Source organism: Pedobacter frigoris, from assembly GCF_005116445.1.
GTDB lineage: Bacteria > Bacteroidota > Bacteroidia > Sphingobacteriales > Sphingobacteriaceae > Pedobacter > Pedobacter frigoris.
On the sequence record NZ_SWBQ01000001.1, the window covers coordinates 243,066 to 259,718 of the forward strand.

12 protein-coding genes are annotated in these 16,653 nt (G+C 43.6%); 8 read left to right on the top strand and 4 right to left on the bottom strand.

All coding sequences use genetic code 11. The features are described from left to right. Positions 1-173: 173 nt before the first annotated feature. A complete protein-coding gene (locus tag FA047_RS00950) occupies positions 174-1,028 on the top strand; it encodes a DapH/DapD/GlmU-related protein (protein WP_136834118.1) in 855 nt (284 codons plus the stop codon). 161 nt (positions 1,029-1,189) lie between these two features. Here the strand turns inward: FA047_RS00950 and FA047_RS00955 are convergent, their stop codons facing one another. After that, a complete protein-coding gene (locus tag FA047_RS00955; protein WP_136834119.1) occupies positions 1,190-1,663 on the bottom strand; it encodes an FKBP-type peptidyl-prolyl cis-trans isomerase in 474 nt (157 codons plus the stop codon). Between the two features lie 128 nt (positions 1,664-1,791). On the opposite strand from FA047_RS00955, the gene FA047_RS00960 reads away from it, so the two are divergent. The 7 genes from FA047_RS00960 (at position 1,792) to FA047_RS00990 (ending at position 12,465) form a co-directional block, all read left to right on the top strand. Continuing rightward, on the top strand, positions 1,792-2,613 hold the full coding sequence (locus FA047_RS00960) for a thiol-disulfide oxidoreductase DCC family protein (protein WP_136834120.1): 822 nt from the start codon (positions 1,792-1,794) through the stop codon (positions 2,611-2,613). Between the two features lie 9 nt (positions 2,614-2,622). Then, positions 2,623-3,549: a TIGR01777 family oxidoreductase gene (locus FA047_RS00965; RefSeq protein ID WP_136834121.1), complete on the top strand. Its 927-nt coding sequence runs from the start codon at positions 2,623-2,625 to the stop codon at positions 3,547-3,549. A gap of 21 nt (positions 3,550-3,570) precedes the next feature. After that, complete coding sequence (locus tag FA047_RS00970) at positions 3,571-4,197, top strand: class I SAM-dependent methyltransferase (RefSeq protein ID WP_136834122.1); 627 nt, start codon at positions 3,571-3,573, stop codon at positions 4,195-4,197. Positions 4,198-4,279: 82 nt separating this feature from the next. Next, positions 4,280-4,600 (top strand): DUF6660 family protein, encoded by a 321-nt coding sequence (locus FA047_RS00975; protein ID WP_136834123.1) that lies wholly within the window; start codon positions 4,280-4,282, stop codon positions 4,598-4,600. Positions 4,601-4,827: 227 nt separating this feature from the next. After that, positions 4,828-9,198, top strand: coding sequence for a CusA/CzcA family heavy metal efflux RND transporter (locus FA047_RS00980; RefSeq protein ID WP_136834124.1), 4,371 nt, complete (start codon positions 4,828-4,830; stop codon positions 9,196-9,198). A 4-nt stretch (positions 9,199-9,202) separates the two neighbouring features. Then, a complete protein-coding gene (locus FA047_RS00985; protein ID WP_136834125.1) occupies positions 9,203-10,471 on the top strand; it encodes an efflux RND transporter periplasmic adaptor subunit in 1,269 nt (422 codons plus the stop codon). 8 nt (positions 10,472-10,479) lie between these two features. Continuing rightward, positions 10,480-12,465: a heavy metal translocating P-type ATPase gene (locus tag FA047_RS00990; RefSeq protein WP_136834126.1), complete on the top strand. Its 1,986-nt coding sequence runs from the start codon at positions 10,480-10,482 to the stop codon at positions 12,463-12,465. A gap of 58 nt (positions 12,466-12,523) precedes the next feature. Here the strand turns inward: FA047_RS00990 and dcp are convergent, their stop codons facing one another. From dcp to gap, 3 genes are all read right to left on the bottom strand, one after another. After that, the gene (dcp, locus tag FA047_RS00995; RefSeq protein WP_136834127.1) at positions 12,524-14,665 is read right to left on the bottom strand and encodes a peptidyl-dipeptidase Dcp; all 2,142 of its coding nucleotides are present in this window, start codon (positions 14,663-14,665) and stop codon (positions 12,524-12,526) included. A 54-nt stretch (positions 14,666-14,719) separates the two neighbouring features. Continuing rightward, complete coding sequence (locus FA047_RS01000; RefSeq protein WP_136834128.1) at positions 14,720-15,526, bottom strand: hypothetical protein; 807 nt, start codon at positions 15,524-15,526, stop codon at positions 14,720-14,722. A 124-nt stretch (positions 15,527-15,650) separates the two neighbouring features. Further along, the gene (gap, locus tag FA047_RS01005; RefSeq protein ID WP_136834129.1) at positions 15,651-16,649 is read right to left on the bottom strand and encodes a type I glyceraldehyde-3-phosphate dehydrogenase; all 999 of its coding nucleotides are present in this window, start codon (positions 16,647-16,649) and stop codon (positions 15,651-15,653) included. Positions 16,650-16,653: the final 4 nt, after the last annotated feature.

A 16,653-nucleotide genomic window follows, 5' to 3' on the forward strand; every position in this document is an offset into this window, starting at 1 on the left:
ATCAAAGAGGATTGTCCGAAAAGGTAGGTTTTTGCAATTGGATTATGCGTAGCGTCATCCTGAAATAAATTCAGGATGATGAACATACCTTTTCAGACATCCTCTTTGTTATTTAAGCAATCCAGGCAATTGAAAAATGTTTTTGTAATATTGCGTACCAACGAATCCATTTTATGAATATCATCATAGACGCTGCCGCCCAAACGCAAGATTGTTATCCCCTGACTGTCAATAAACCCAATGCACTTATGAGTGTATTTAACAAAACACTTTTGGAGCATGCGCTGTCTGTTGCCGCTAAAAAATCAAATAACATCATTATACAAATCCAGAAGATTCATGCCGGATTATTTCAACAGATTGGACTTCCTGACTCCTGTCAAATAGCTACGGATTATATCCTCCAGCCGGAAGATGTGCTGATGGATGCCAGACATTTTTATTGGAATGATGAAGTTTTTACTATTCATTATGCCTGGGATCTCATCAAATGCCAGGAAAAATATGCAGCAGAAGTCGTGTATTGTATTGATCCGAAATCGACCATTGAACCGCTGGCTACCTTAAAAGGAAATGTCACAGTAGGGGCGGGCACTATCATAAAAAACGGGGTATATATAGAAGGACCGGTGATGATCGGTGAGAACTGTACCATTGGACCGAATTGTTATATACGCGGGAATACTTCCATTGGCAATAACTGCAGAATCGGGAATGCGGTAGAAGTTAAAAATGCGATTATTGGTAGGGGTACCAATATCTGTCACCTGAGCTATTTTGGTGATGGCATTGCAGGAGATCGTGTGAATCTTGGGGCAGGATTTATCAATGCCAACCTGAGGCACGATGCACAGGAAATGACTACGATGCTCAATGGAAATAAAGTGCCGACGGGTAGAAACAAATTAGGCGCAATTATAGGCGATGATGTACATACGGGTATCAATTCATTGGTATATCCCGGAAGGAAGATTTGGCCTCATTTGTCTACGAATCCAGGAGAAATTGTTTCAAAAGATATTCTCTGAAAGTATCGGCTTTACTATATTAAATTCATTTATTAACCTGTGTATCTGGCTGATGATCCTTCGGGAACGGTTTTGTTATACAGGGAAATTCTAGGACGGTTGTTGGAGTATTATAGGACTCTAGTTCTACTAGAGTCCTATAATACTTATTACTAAGTACTTTATTGAACGTTGATCAGGGTAATGTCGAAATCCAGGATGGCATTGCCGGGGATAGGACCAGTGCCACTGGTTCCGTAGCCATAATAAGAAGGGATCAGTAACCTGATCTTTCCACCTTTTTGAATCAGAGGAATACCAATTTGCCAGCCCTGGATTACTCTGCCTAAAGAAAAATCGATCGGAGCACCTTTGGAATCGTCGAAAATAGCCCCGTTCATTATTTTTCCCTGATAGGCAGCAGAGATCTGGCTGTTACCTGTGTACTTTATATCTCCTGTACCGGGAGCAATGATCTGGTAAAAAACACCTGAAGAATGTTTGATAGCCGAGATATTATTTGATGTGATATAGTTTCTAATGGCAATGGTATCTGCTTTAAACTGTGCTTCTACGTCCACAGTCTTGCCTTTTTTACATGCTGTAATTCCTGCAGCAATGAAGACGAATAATAAAAGAGATTTGATGTTATTCATAGGAAGCAAATATAATGATATTTTGAGATTGAGTACTATAGGATTGGATAAGGAATGATCATCTTTTTGTTCGAATTAAAGTTTCAGTATTTATTGAAAGTTTAATTGTATGTATGTATATTTGGTCTATGAAAAGCTTAAGAAACCACACGATCCTTTATGATGCAGAATGCCCGATGTGCATGATGTATACTAAAGCATTTACAACGGTTGGTATGCTTGACAAGACCGGAGCACAGCCTTATCAGCAAATGCCAACAGAATTTTGTCCTTTTGTAGACCAGAGAAGAGCAGTAAACGAAATTGCATTGGTAAACAATGACACCGGTGAAGTAAGTTATGGCATTCATAGCCTCTTCAAAGTACTGGGAAATTCAGTTCCATTGTTTGCGCCTTTATTTGCATGGAAACCATTTATCTGGTTGATGACCAAGGTTTATGCTTTTGTATCTTACAACAGAAAGGTCATTATTCCTGAAGGTAAACAAGCGGGTGGCTGTGCGTTGCAGCCTGATTTTAAACTGCATTACAGAATCGCCTATCTCATCTTTACCTGGTTTTTTACGGGTCTTATCCTCACCAAATATGCGGTATTGCTGAAAGATGCCATGCCTGTAGGCGGTCCCCATAGGGAGTACCTCATTTGTGGCGGACAGGTTGTTTTTCAGGGACTGATCATCAGCCTGCTGAATAAAGAAAAAAGATGGGAGTACCTCGGCAATATGATGACCATCTCTTTTGCCGGAGCATTGGTGTTGCTGCCGGTGGTTTTGTTGTCCGGGATTTTTACGTTTCCGGTACTGTTCTATGTACTTTATTTTCTGGGTGTGGCAGGACTGATGTTTTTGGAGCACATTCGCAGGACAGGCCTGCTGGGGCTTGGGTATATCCTGACGATGAGCTGGGTATTGTATCGTATAGCCATTCTTTTATGGATTATTTACAAATAACAACGTCAAATGAAATACAATAACATAGTGATCGCAGGGGGCAACGGGTATTTGGGGAAAGTACTTGCCCGTTATTATAGAGATCTGGCAGAAAAAGTCATCATCCTTAGCAGGAAACCTCAACCTGCTGATGGGAATGTGGAAACGGTATTGTGGGACGGAAAAACTGAGGGAAGTTGGACGGCCGTTTTGCAGGGAGCAGATTTGCTGGTCAACTTATGTGGTAAAAATGTAAACTGCAGGTATACGGCCAAAAACAGGAAGGAAATCATCGCGTCAAGAGTAATTCCCAGCCTGCTTTTAGGTCAGGTAATTGCAGGGTTGTCCAATCCGCCAAAGTTATGGATCACCGTAACCTCAGCAACGATTTATCGCCATGCAGAAGATCATGCTCAGGATGAGGAAACAGGGGATATCGGCTATGGATTTTCAATAGACGTATGTAAACAATGGGAAGAGGCCTTTTTAGCGGTTCCTACACCGTTGATGACACGCAAAGTTGCCCTAAGGATGGGGATCGTGCTGGGCAGGAACGACAGCGTGTTCCCTAGATTGCTGAACCTGGTGAAGGTTGGTCTGGGAGGCAGGCAGGGGGATGGGGAGCAGTACATCTCATGGATCCATGAGTATGATGTGGCCAGGTGTATGGAATGGCTGATGAGAAATGAAGTCGATGGCGTGCTGAACTGTGTGGCACCGGAAGCGGTAAAGAATGCGACTTTTATGAAATTGATGCGTGATGCTTATGGTGTGCCGTTTGGATTGCCTAGTCCGCAGTGGCTGCTTGAAATCGGCGTTTTAATGATCGGTACGGAAATGGAACTCATCTTAAAAAGTCGGTGGGTAGCACCAAAAAGATTACTGGATGCAGGCTTTAATTTCCAATTTTCCAATGCCAGGCATGCAATACATGATATTTTAAGTTTACGGGTTTAGTAATTTCCTTACTTTTGTATCATGAATACTAAACAGGCTTACAACATCTGGGCTGCCCAGTATGATACCAACAGCAATAAAACAAGGGACCTGGAAGCGCTTGCGCTGAAAATATCTTTGGCCAGCATTCCTTTTAATAAGGTGCTGGAAATTGGTTGCGGAACCGGTAAAAATACGGAGTGGCTGATGGAGAAAGCAGCTTTGATCACAGCAGTTGATTTTTCTGAGCAGATGCTGGCCAGGGCTAAGGATAAGATTGCATCGAACAGGGTGCAGTTTAAACAGGCAGATATTACCTCGCGCTGGAATTTCAGGGACGGTCTGTATGACCTGGTGACTTTTAGTTTAGTACTGGAGCATATCGACAACCTTGATTATGTATTCAATGAGGTTTCTAAATCCTTGAATTCCGGTGGCTACGCTTATATTGGCGAGCTGCACCCTTTTAAACAATATGGCGGTACACAGGCCAGGTTTGATACCGATGAGGGTCGTCAGGTAGTAGATTGCTTCAATCATAATGTGTCCGACTTTATTAACGCAGCAAAAAAGCATGGTCTGGCGTTGGTAAATCTGGATGAGTATTTTGATGACAATGACAGGACCCAGATACCTTGGGTCTTAACTATTCTCCTGAAAAAGGTCTAGCTGGCCTGAATTTTCTAAAGTTTTTTTCTAATAGTTGGTCGGCAGAGAATAAATAAAATATATTTGTATCAACGAATAAGAAATGAGAGCATTAGCGATATTTTGTGTAATTGTGGTCATGGTACTGAATATGGTGCCTTGTGCAGATGCGCATGATCATGCCGATGCTCCTATTGCTTTGTCTTTTTCTTCATCTGACCACGCAAAAAGCCATGAGGCTCCTTTAGAAGATGCATGCACGCCTTTTTGTCATTGTTCCTGCTGCGCAAGTTCAATAGTTTTAAAACTTGTGGCCGATCTGAATCCGCCATTTTCAATACACCAGACTTCAATTGCTATGCATTTTGAAGGCAGGTCTATAGCTGTCAGCCATTCGGTTTGGCAACCTCCTAAGTTAGTTTAATACATTTATTTCTTTAGAAGCAGTCGTTAAGTTGGTCTTTAAATCGCTCGTCATCCTGACCACGCGTAGCTGCGAAGCAAATTTATTTCAGGATCCCGAAATAGAATGGCCGCTTGCAGGTGCGGGATCCTGAAATAAATTCAGGATGACGACCGATTTAGTTAAAATTATTAATACTCACATTTCGTTGATTTTATCCTTATCAGTGTTCTGTAACTAACTTATTTATGTTTGATAAAATAATTCAATTTTCTATAAAGAATAAGCTCATCATTGGTTTAATGATGCTTGCCCTGATCATTTGGGGAGCTTATTCCATTAAAAATCTACCCATTGATGCGGTGCCTGATATTACCAATAACCAGGTGCAGATCATTTCGCAGGCACCAAGCCTTGGTGCCCAGGAGGTAGAACAATTCATTACTGCTCCGATAGAGCTGGCAATGGCAAATATCCCTGAAGTGATCGAGAAAAGGTCGATTTCCAGGTCCGGCATTTCCGTGATTACCATCGTTTTTGAAGATGATACCGATATATACTGGGCAAGGCAACAGGTATCTGCCCAGTTGAAAGAAGCGGAAAATAACATTCCTGATGGGTTGGCACAACCGGCACTAGCACCAATTACAACTGGCCTTGGGGAGATTTACCAATATGTGCTTCATACCAAAAAGGGGTATGAAGGTAAGTATAGCGCAACCGATTTGCGCAGCCTGCAGGACTGGGTGGTTAGGACCCAACTTGCGGGTACTAAAGGAGTGGCCGAAGTGAGCGGATGGGGTGGTTATGTCAAACAATACGAGATTGCGCTCGACAATGAAAAGCTGAACTCCAATAATGTAACCATCTCCCAGATTTATGAGGCACTGGAAAATAACAACGAAAATACCGGGGGTTCTTATATAGAGCAACAAAGCAATGCCTATACCATCAGGGGTATCGGACAGGTAAAATCACTGGATGATATTGAAAAGATTGTAGTGAAGAATGTCGGGGGAGTACCTGTGCTGATAAGAGACATCGGTACTGTGCAGTTCGGCAGAGCAACCAGGTATGGGGCTGTCACTAGAAATGGAACGGGTGAAGTGGTAGCCGGTATTACACTGATGCTGAAAGGCGAGAATTTTAATCAGGTCATAGAAAATGTAAAAGAGCGCATTGTTCAAATTCAGAAATCCTTGCCTGAAGGTGTGATTATTGAACCTTTTATAGACAGGACTGAACTGGTGGGACGTTCCATCAGCACGGTACAAAAGAACCTCATTGAAGGTGCGCTCATTGTGATTTTTGTATTGCTGCTGTTGCTGGGCAACTGGAGGGCCGGCCTTATTGTGGCCTCTGTAATTCCATTGTCTATGCTCTTTGCATTTGCCATGATGCGGCTTTTTGGTGTGTCTGGCAACTTGATGAGTTTAGGAGCGATAGATTTTGGTTTGATTGTAGACGGTGCCGTTATTATTGTAGAGGCCATCATTTTCAGGCTGACTGAAAGTAAATTGTTTAAAGAGAAACCGCTGTTGAGTCAACCTGAAATGGATCAGGAGGTATTTACTGCTTCTTCTAAGATCAGGGCCAGCGCTACTTTTGGCGAGATCATCATACTGATCGTTTATCTGCCGCTATTGTCGCTGGTAGGTATAGAGGGCAAGATGTTTAAGCCAATGGCTCAGACGGTGGTATTTGCGATTATAGGGGCGTTTATATTGTCGCTGACCTACGTGCCAATGATCAGTGCGCTGTTACTTAGTAAAAGTACGGTGCATAAAAGAAATATCTCCGACAGGATCATGGACTTTTTTAAGCGTGTTTATCAGCCTATGCTGGAATGGGTGCTAAGGTTTAAAAAACTGGTGGTAAGCGCTGCATTGGTGCTGTTTATATTTACAGTTTGGGTATTCAGTACAATGGGAGGCGAATTTTTGCCGCAATTGGAAGAGGGGGATCTTGCCGTTGAAATTGCCATGTCGCAGGGTACATCACTAACCCAGGTCGTGGAAACCTTTGGTAAAGCTGAAAAGATACTGAAAGATAGGTTTCCTGAGGTGAAGCAGGTGGTAACCCGGATAGGAAGTGCTGAAATCCCTACTGATCCCATGCCGGTAGAGCGTGGGGATATGATGGTTGCCATGCTGCCGAAAGAAGAGTGGACATCGGCCAAGACCAAAGAAGAAATGTCTGAAAAGATGGAAGAGGCTTTGTCCTTGCTGCCAGGCGTGAGTATAGAGATCACGCAGCCGATGCAGATGCGTTTCAATGAGCTGATGACTGGCGTACGGCAGGACGTGGCCATTAAGATCTATGGGGAAGACCTGGACGTGCTTGCGCAGCAGGCTGCAAAGGTTTCAGGACTCATCGCTCCGGTAGAAGGTGTGAGTGAGCCATTCATTGAGCAGGTAACTGGACTGCCGCAGGTGATCGTAAGCTACGACAGGGATAAGATCGCTCAATATGGGTTGACGATAGGCGACATCAATACTTTGCTTCGGACAGCCTTTGCGGGTAATGTTGCGGGTGTGGTGTTTGAAGGTGAGAAGCGTTTTGATATGGTGGTGCGGCTACAGCGTGACCTTCGTGAAAATATTTCGAGTATAGAGAACCTGTATATCCCCTTACCCTCTGGCAATAAGGTTCCCCTGAACCAGGTGGCAAAGGTAGAGTTGAAAGAAGCGCCGGCTCAGATTTCCAGGGAAGACGGGAAAAGGCGTATTTATGTTGGCTTTAACGTAAAAGGAAGGGATGTAGAGCGAACCGTAGCGGAGATACAGCAGGTGCTGGATCATAAACTGAAGTTGCCATCGGGATACTATATCACCTATGGCGGACAGTTCCAGAACCTTAAGGAGGCAAAGAGCAGGCTTTCAATTGCTGTGCCGGTAGCTATGCTGCTCATCTTGAGCTTGCTTTATTTTACCTTCCGTTCTGTTACACAAACGATACTGATTTTCACAGCAGTGCCCCTTTCTGCAATAGGTGGTGTTTTCGCATTGTTGCTGAGGGGGATGCCTTTTAGTATCTCTGCGGGTGTAGGTTTCATTGCACTTTTTGGTGTGGCCGTATTGAATGGTATCGTACTGATTTCCTATTTCAATCAACTGAAAGAAGAGGGGATGACGGATGTTTATAAGCGGGTGATGAAGGGAACGGTTGTAAGGCTGAGACCGGTGATCATGACTGCTGCAGTTGCTTCACTCGGCTTCCTGCCAATGGCTTTATCGGGTGGTGCCGGTGCTGAGGTGCAGAAGCCACTGGCTACAGTGGTTATAGGCGGATTGCTTTCTGCCACATTGCTAACACTATTTGTACTGCCTAGTTTATATATTTTAGTGACTGACCGTAAAAACAAAATGACGATGAATGTTAAGCCTCTGGTGATTGTGCTATTGATAATGACCGGAATATTAGGCTCAGGAAGTTTTAATTCTGCTAAGGCGCAGCAACGGGTCATTTCTGTGGATTCCGCAATTGCCCTTGCACTAAAGAACAACCTGCAGCTAAAATCTTCAGCACTTGCTGTGAGCCAGTCGAGGGCATTGGAGAAGTCGGCTTTTGACCCTGGAAAAACAGCTATTAATTTTTCGCAGGATCCGAGTAGTGGCGGAGGTAATGACAATTCTGTCGGGATTTCCCAGAGCTTTGCCTGGCCGGGTTTATATAAAAATCAGAAGAAGCTGTTTGTAGCGCAGACTTCACTCGCTGAAAAGATGGGCGGTTATACTCAGGCTGAGGTGATCAGGGAAACCAGAACGGCATATTATGAGTACTTGTTTGGCTTACAAACCTTGAAAGTACTTGCCTTGCAGGACAGTATTTATAGCAATTTTATAAAGAAATCTGAACTGAGGTATAAGGTAGGGGAGACTTCTAATCTGGAACTGATGACTGCAAGGAACAAATACCAGGAGGTACAGGCAATGAGACAATCGGCAGCAGCCGAACTGGCTATCCAGCAGCTCAATCTTCGGCAACTGCTGAATGTAAAGGAGGCTGTTGTTCCCGGCGAGCAGACCTTGATCGTATTGCCGCTAAATGATGGTGGCATTCCTGATCGCAATTTACTGGGCAGCGTTTATCAGCAACAGATTGAAGTTGCAAAAGCTAAAATTGATGTAGAAAAAGCGAAGTTTATGCCTGATTTTACGTTGGGATATGCGCAGCAACTGGTGATCAAATCATTTGATCCGGCGAATTTGAGCAGGGGGTATACACCGGGGACGAGGATTGCCGGGGTTCAGTTTGGTATAGGGATTCCGATATTTAATGGTGCTGGCAGGGCAAGGGTAAATAGTGAAAAGCTTGCTGTACAGATTGCTGAGACGGAATACTTAAGGATGCAAAACCAACTGAATGTGAAGCAGCAGCAGGAAATGCAGAATTACCTGAAGCATAAAAGTATCACCGATTATTTTACGTCAGGAGGATTGAAGCAGTCGGATGAACAGTTGCGCATTGCGCAGGTTTCGTATGACCTGGGAGAGATAGGTTATATAGAGTTTATTCAGAATATGGCTTTGGCTGTGCAAAGTAAGCTCAATTACCTGGAGACGGTTCGCCAGCTCAACCAATCAGTTATTCAATTACAGTTTTTAAAAGGAAATTAATCTAATGAAAGTGATATCATATATTAAAAAGGGTTTTACCGGAACAGTAGTTGCGGTAGTTTTTGTTGCGCTATTGAGTGCTTGTGGTGGCAACAATGCACCAAAGGAAAGCACAGAAGAGCCCGGACATGAAGAACACGGCGGACATGAAGGCGTGATTGAACTGAGCCAGGAACAACTGGATGCGGTAGGGATCTTGCTCGGGAGCATTGAGCAAAAGAACCTGACGGCGGTGGTAAAATCGAGTGGTCAGCTTGCTGTCCCACCGCAGAATGCAGCGCAGATCAATGTGTTGTCTGGAGGTATTGTACGAAAAATCAATGTGATAGAGGGTCAGAAGGTGAGTAAGGGACAGGTTTTGGTTACAGTGGAAAACCAGGAACTTGTTCAGTTGCAGCAGGAATACCTGACCGCAAAAGGAGGCTTTAGCTTTGTAGACGCAGAATATAACAGGCAGATGCAACTGAAGGCTGCTAATGCAGGAACCGGAAAAGCACACCAGTTGGCCGAGGCCAATTACAATGCAGAACGCTCGAAAATAAAAGCATTGGAACGTCAGTTACAGCAATATGGCATATCTGCAAGTAGGGTTGCTGCGGGAAATATTGTGACCCAAGTCCCTGTGACTGCGCCCATCAATGGTACAATAGGGAAGATTACGGCAGAGACCGGATCTTATGCGCAACCGGGTGTTTCGATTATGGATATTGTCGACAATTCAAAGATCCATGCAGACCTGATTGTGTTTGAAAAAGATTTATCTAAGATTAAGATCGGACAGAAAGTAGATTTTCAATTGACCAATCAGAAAAATGAGCAGATTGAAGGGGAAATCTATGGGATCAATAAGTCTTTTGAGAATGACAGTAAAGGGGTGGTGGTACATGCGGTGATCAAAAAGCCCGGTGCAAACCTGATACCGGGTATGTATGTGACAGGTTTGATAGGGATCGGTACGTCTGTTTCGTCGGCAGTTCCTATAGATGCGGTGGTACGGGCAGAAGGGAAGGAGTTTATCTTTGTCGTTGATGAAACTACTGAAGCAGAACACAATAAGGAGCACCAGGATGAAAATAAAGAAGGGGCTGTTAACGATCATAAAGAAGAAAAATCTGTACATTTCAAAAAAGTTGAAGTGAAAACAGGGGTTTCAGAATTGGGTTATATTCAGATCACCCCTTTGGAAAAATTACCTGCTGATGTTAAACTGGTAACAAAAGGGGCGTTCTATTTGCAGTCTAAATCATCAGGTCCGGCAGAACATAGTCATTAAAAAATGTTATGAAATCAGGAAAGCAACATGAGCATTGCTGTTCATATGAAGAAACAGTAAAACCAGGTGGTCAACATGATCATCCTGGGCATGAAAGTCATGACGATGATGATGGACACAGCCATGGTGAAGGGGAAACAGAAGGCTGGATGGGGCACTGGCCTTTGCTGACTGCTTTATTTGCTGTGGTGGTAATGATGATTCTCGAATACGGTTTTGGTAAGAAATTCAATGACGTAATTCAGCTGATCATATTCATCCCGGCTTATTTACTGGCCGGGTACAATGTATTGAATCTCGCCTTTAGAAAAGCGCTTAGGCTTGACTTTTTAAATGAGTTTTTTCTGATGAGCGTGGCGACAATTGGTGCATTTGCCATTGGATCTTATAGTGAAGGAGTTGCCGTGATGGTGTTCTATTCCATTGGGGAATGGTTTCAGGACACTGCGGTAAGCAATGCTAAACGGAGTATAAAGGCGTTGCTGGACATTCGTCCGGATACGGTAGATGTGATCCGGGGTGGTAAAGTCGAGACTGTAAATCCATCTACAGTAACAATAGGCGAGGTGATACAGGTGAAGCCCGGTGAAAAAGTGGCGTTGGATGGAGAATTGTTATCGGATAAGGCTACTTTCAATACTGCTGCCCTGACCGGTGAGAGCCGGCCGGACAATAAAGTTAAGGGAGAGTCCGTTTTTGCGGGAATGATCAACTTGAATCAGCTTACAGAAATCAAGGTGAAAGCAGCGTTTAAAGACAGTAAGCTGAGTAAAATCCTGGAAATGGTGCAGGATGCCACTGCGCGTAAATCGCAGACACAACTGTTTATTTCCAGGTTTGCAAAAGTATATACGCCTATAGTGTTTTTATTGGCCGTGTTGTTGGTTGCCCTACCATACTTTTTTGTTTCGGATTATGTTTTTCAGGATTGGCTCTATAGAGGTTTGGTTTTTCTGGTCATCAGTTGCCCTTGTGCATTGGTGGTATCTATTCCTCTGGGTTATTTTGGAGGGATCGGATTGGCATCCAAAAATGGGATTCTTTTTAAAGGGTCGAATTACCTGGATGTGATGACCAGGATCAATACAGTAGTGATGGATAAGACGGGTACGCTGACAAAGGGCGTATTTGAAGTGCAAAAGGTAGTTGCGGTGGGTATTGACGAAAAGGAACTCCTGCTTTTTGCAGCAGCAATAGAAAGTAAATCTACCCATCCAATTGCGGTCGCCGTGGTCAGTCACGCTGGTGATGTGCTGGTAGGTGTGAAGATTGAAGGCATTGAAGAAGTAGCGGGACATGGCCTGACTGGGGTGATCAACGGAAAAAAGGTGCTGGCAGGAAATGCGAAATTGCTGAAGAAGTTTGGTGTTGATTATGATTCCGCAGTGGATGAGGAAGTAGATACTATTGTTGTCCTTGCGGTAGATCGCAAATACGCTGGTTACATTACCATTGCCGATGAAGTTAAAGAAGATGCGGGGCAGGCAATTGCCGCTATGCACGCCCTGGGTATTCAGACTGTGATGCTCAGTGGCGATAAGCAAAGCACTGTCGATAAAGTGGCTTCGTTGCTGGGTATTGATAAAGCGTTTGGCGACCTACTGCCGGAACATAAGGTGGATCAGGTAGAAGCCTTGAAAAAGGAGGGACGACGCCTGGCTTTTGTTGGGGATGGTGTAAACGACGCCCCGGTTGTTGCGCTTGCAGATGCCGGGATTGCAATGGGTGGATTGGGCAGTGATGCCACTATTGAAACTGCGGACATTGTGATCCAGAATGATCAGCCTTCAAAGATCGTGACGGCCATTAAGATAGGCAAGCTGACCAGAAGTATTGTGTGGCAGAATATCATACTTGCGATGGGCGTAAAGATTATTGTGTTGATATTGGGCGCAGGTGGGGTTGCCACTTTATGGGAAGCAGTGATTGCTGATGTTGGTGTCGCGCTTCTGGCTATTTTGAATGCAGTGAGGATTCAAAGAAAGCAAGTTTAAGCGAATGATAAGAGATCAGGCTGTTCATTCTCCTTTCCAACGGCCTGATCTCTGGTTTTTATTTTGTAGGCAAGCCCCGGCTTTTTTGCATCGCCGTAATGCTTGGGTCATGTCCACGGAAATTGCGGAACATCTTGCCATAATCTTCAGTGTTTCCTTTTGACAGGATCATATCGCGGAAACGCTGGCCATTTGCCCTTGTAAGTCCTCCATTTTCCCCGAACCATTCGAATGCATCATGATCGAGCATTTCGGTCCATAGGTATGCATAATAACCGGCAGCATAGCCATTTCCCCAGATGTGCAGGAAGTAGCTTGAACGGTAGCGTGATGGTACATATGGCAGGTCAAGATGAGTTTTTTGCAATGCTGCAGTTTCAAACTTATTGGCATCCTGCAAAGGTTCGGCTGCAGAAAGTTTATGCCATTGCATATCCAGCGCAGCTGCTGCCAGTACTTCCGTTAGGGCATAGCCCTGATTAAAGGTGGATGCTTTTTTAATCTTATCTACTAATGCCTGAGGCATTGGCTCTCCTGTTTTATAATGTGTGGCGTATTTCCTAAAGATGGCCGGATCAAGTGCCCAATGCTCGTTGAATTGAGAAGGGAACTCTACAAAATCACGTGCTACATTGGTGCCGGAAAGACCAGGATATTTCTGATTTGCAAAGAAGCCATGTAATGCATGTCCAAATTCATGGAACATGGTAGTTACATCGTCAAAGCTAATGAGTGCAGGCTGGCCGTCAACCGGTTTGCTGAAGTTGCATACATTGAAGATAACTGGTTTGGTGCCAAGGAGGGTAGACTGACCCACCATATTGTCCATCCATGCACCTCCGGATTTATTGTCTCTTTTGAAATAATCACAATAGAAAAGTCCTATTGATGATTTGTCTTCGTTGAATAATTCATATACCTTAACGTCCTTATGGTAAACAGGGAGATCAGTTCTTTCCTTAAATGTAATTCCATAGAGTTGCGTAGCGGCGTAGAATACCCCGTTTTGAAGTACATTATTCAATTCAAAATAGGGCTTGACCTGGTTCTCATCCAGGTCGTATTTTGCCTTGCGTACCTTTTCAGCGTAATGGTTCCAATCGTATGCTTCCAGTTTGAAACCGCCTTTTTCTTTGTCGATCACAGCCTGAATGTCTGCTGCTTCTGCTCTAGCCTTCGCTGTGGCAGAAGGGACCAATTTATCAAAGAAAGCATCAACAGCAGCAGGTGTTTTAGCCATTTGATCCTGAAGTTTCCAGGTTGCATAATTAGGGAAACCCATCAGTTTGGCCTTTTCTGCACGTATTTTAGCAATCTGGACAATGGTTTTTCGGGTGTCATTGTCGTTATTTTGCTCAGCTCTGTTCCATGAAGCTTCAAAAAGGTTTTTACGGGTATTGCGGTTAGAAAGTAACAGCAGATCGGGTTGCTGCGTCGTATTTTGCAGCTGTATGATCCATTTGCCTTCGAGCTGATTTGTTTTGCCTGTTTGAGCAGCGGCATCCATTTCTGCTTCTGAGAGACCAGCTAATTCTGCTTTATCGGCCACTACCAATGCACCAGCTTTTGAAGCGGCTAGCAATTGATTAGAAAACTTAGCACTTAAAGATGCTTCCTGTTCATTTAGCTTTTTTAAAGCTGTTTTCTGTTCGTCGGTAAGTTTGGCCCCGGCGAGCTCGAAATTCTGATAATAATATTCAATCAGGCGGTTTGATTCAGCATCAAGGTTGAGTTGAGTCCTTTGATTGTATATGGTTTCAATTCTTTTAAACAGCTTGGAGTTCAGGTAAATTGCATCCTGATGGGCAGCGAGTTTCGGGGCCACTTCCTCTTGAAGTTTTTGCAGTTGATCATTAGTATTGGCTCCTGTTATAAGCCCAAATACCCTGTTTACCCTCGTCAGCACTGCTCCTGATTTTTCCATGGCCACCAATGTATTCTCAAAAGAAGGGGCTGCAGTATTGTTGGCTATTTTTTCTATTTCCCCGAGGTGTTGTTTCATTCCTTCCTCAAGGGCAGGTTTGAAGTCGCTGTCGTTTATTTTGTCGAACGCAACGGCCTGATAAGGCAGTTTGCTTTCACTAAGAAAAGGATTTGAAGCAGATAAAGTATTGTCCTCAGTCGATTTTTTACCATCATTGGAACAGGATGATAAAATCGCCAGCATAGCCATCAGCGGTACTTTGAAAGTTGTTTTCATGCAGTCATAAGTTTTTTGATACCCTAAGGTACGTAAATTATAACTGCATGAGACCTATTTGAACTCTGAGATGTCTACAATGCGATCATCATTGCTACGTTTCAAAAAGGAGACACCTCTTTTAGTTTTGGTCCAGCTAAAGTTTGTTTGAACATAGTTATAGATGCCTTCGATTGAAGGGCTGGTGCCCAGAGGCTCTGTATGAGTTTCTCCACTTGAGAAGTGAACCTGGTATAGCTGACCCGAAGCCATTAGGAATACCAATGTTTCTTTATCAGGGGACATTACAAAGAATTGTCCGTTAATTCTCTCCTCAGGATTCTGTCTCTTCATCAGGTATACTTTGGCATTTACATTGGTGACAAAGAAATCCTGGTTGATGAGGAAGCCATCTCTTCCAACACGGTATAGTCCCATCAGTTTCTCGTTTGGAGCGCCTTTAGAAGGACGGTAAAGCTGTATAACTTCTGTCTTTCCATCCTTCAGGGTAACCAGAAAAAATGGTGCTGTAAGGCCCGATTTGTCTTTGACCTGAGCAAGGATGGTTGTTTTTTGTGTATTTACATAGGTAGCTACTGCAAAATTGCCGTTTGCTGATGCAGTGTCGTTGGGATTGGCTTGTATGCGGATGGCGGTATCTCCACGTTTTATGGTTAACCATTCTTTAGGATCAGCAGGAGTTCCTTCGCGTTTTTCATCTACTACTCTGATAACTTTGAAAGCACTGTCGGTAATGTTTTGAGGTTCATTGAACTTCTCATTTGCGGTAAGTACGCGTGGAATATAGTTTTTTGTAATTTCTTTTTGCTGACAACTAAACAGAATGACTGATAAGGTGAGGGCGTAAAGTATCTTCTTCATAAGGCTGATTTCGAATGTTTTGACAAAAATAAACTTTGCAGTCGGAAATCCAAGAAAAAAGAAAGGGATGTCGCATCCACGCACATCCCTTTTCTAACCAAATATAAACCTGTATGAACGGGTTTTACTTTAAGTTTCCGTAGTATTCTACGAATTTGGCCAAAGCATTTGAATAGCCCCATTCGTTGTCATACCAAGAAACCACTTTAACGAAGTTGTCGCTCAATGAGATACCGGCTTTTGCATCAAATATAGATGCGTGTTCATCGCCGATAAAGTCAGATGAAACAACCTCATCTTCAGTATATGCCAATACGCCTTTAAGCTCGCCTTCTGAGGCCGCTTTCATGACTGCTTTAATTTGCTCATAAGTAGCAGGTTTTTCCAAACGTACAGTAAGATCGACAACAGAAACGTCGGCTACAGGAACGCGGAAAGACATGCCAGTTAATTTTCCTTTCAATTCAGGAAGTACCAAACCTACTGCTTTCGCAGCACCGGTTGATGAAGGAATGATGTTTGAGAAACCACCACGTCCGCCTCTCCAGTCTTTTGCTGAAGGACCATCAACAGTTTTTTGTGTTGCAGTTACAGCGTGAATTGTGCTCATCAAACCTTCCACGATACCAAAGTTGTCATTCAACACTTTAGCGATAGGCGCTAAACAGTTAGTTGTACATGAAGCGTTTGAAACGATAGTTTGATCAGCAGTCAATTTATGGTGGTTAACACCCATTACATAAGTAGGGGTATCATCTTTTGCGGGAGCAGAGAATACTACTCTTTTTGCACCTGCAGCGATGTGTTTTTGTCCGTCTGCCTGAGTTAAGAAAAGACCTGTAGATTCAATTACAGTTTCAACACCAACTTCATCCCATTTAAGGTTTGCAGGATCTCTTTCTGCTGTGATACGGATTGTTTTTCCATTTACTACCAGGTTTCCATTTTCTACAGCAATTGTGCCGTCAAAACGACCGTGGGTAGAATCATATTTTAACATGTAAGCCATGTAATCCGGCTCCACAAGATCATTGATTGCAACGATATCCAACCCTCTTTTCAATGCAGCTCTGAAAACCAGTCTGCCGATACGGCCAAAGCCGTTTATTCCAATTTTGCTCATCTTA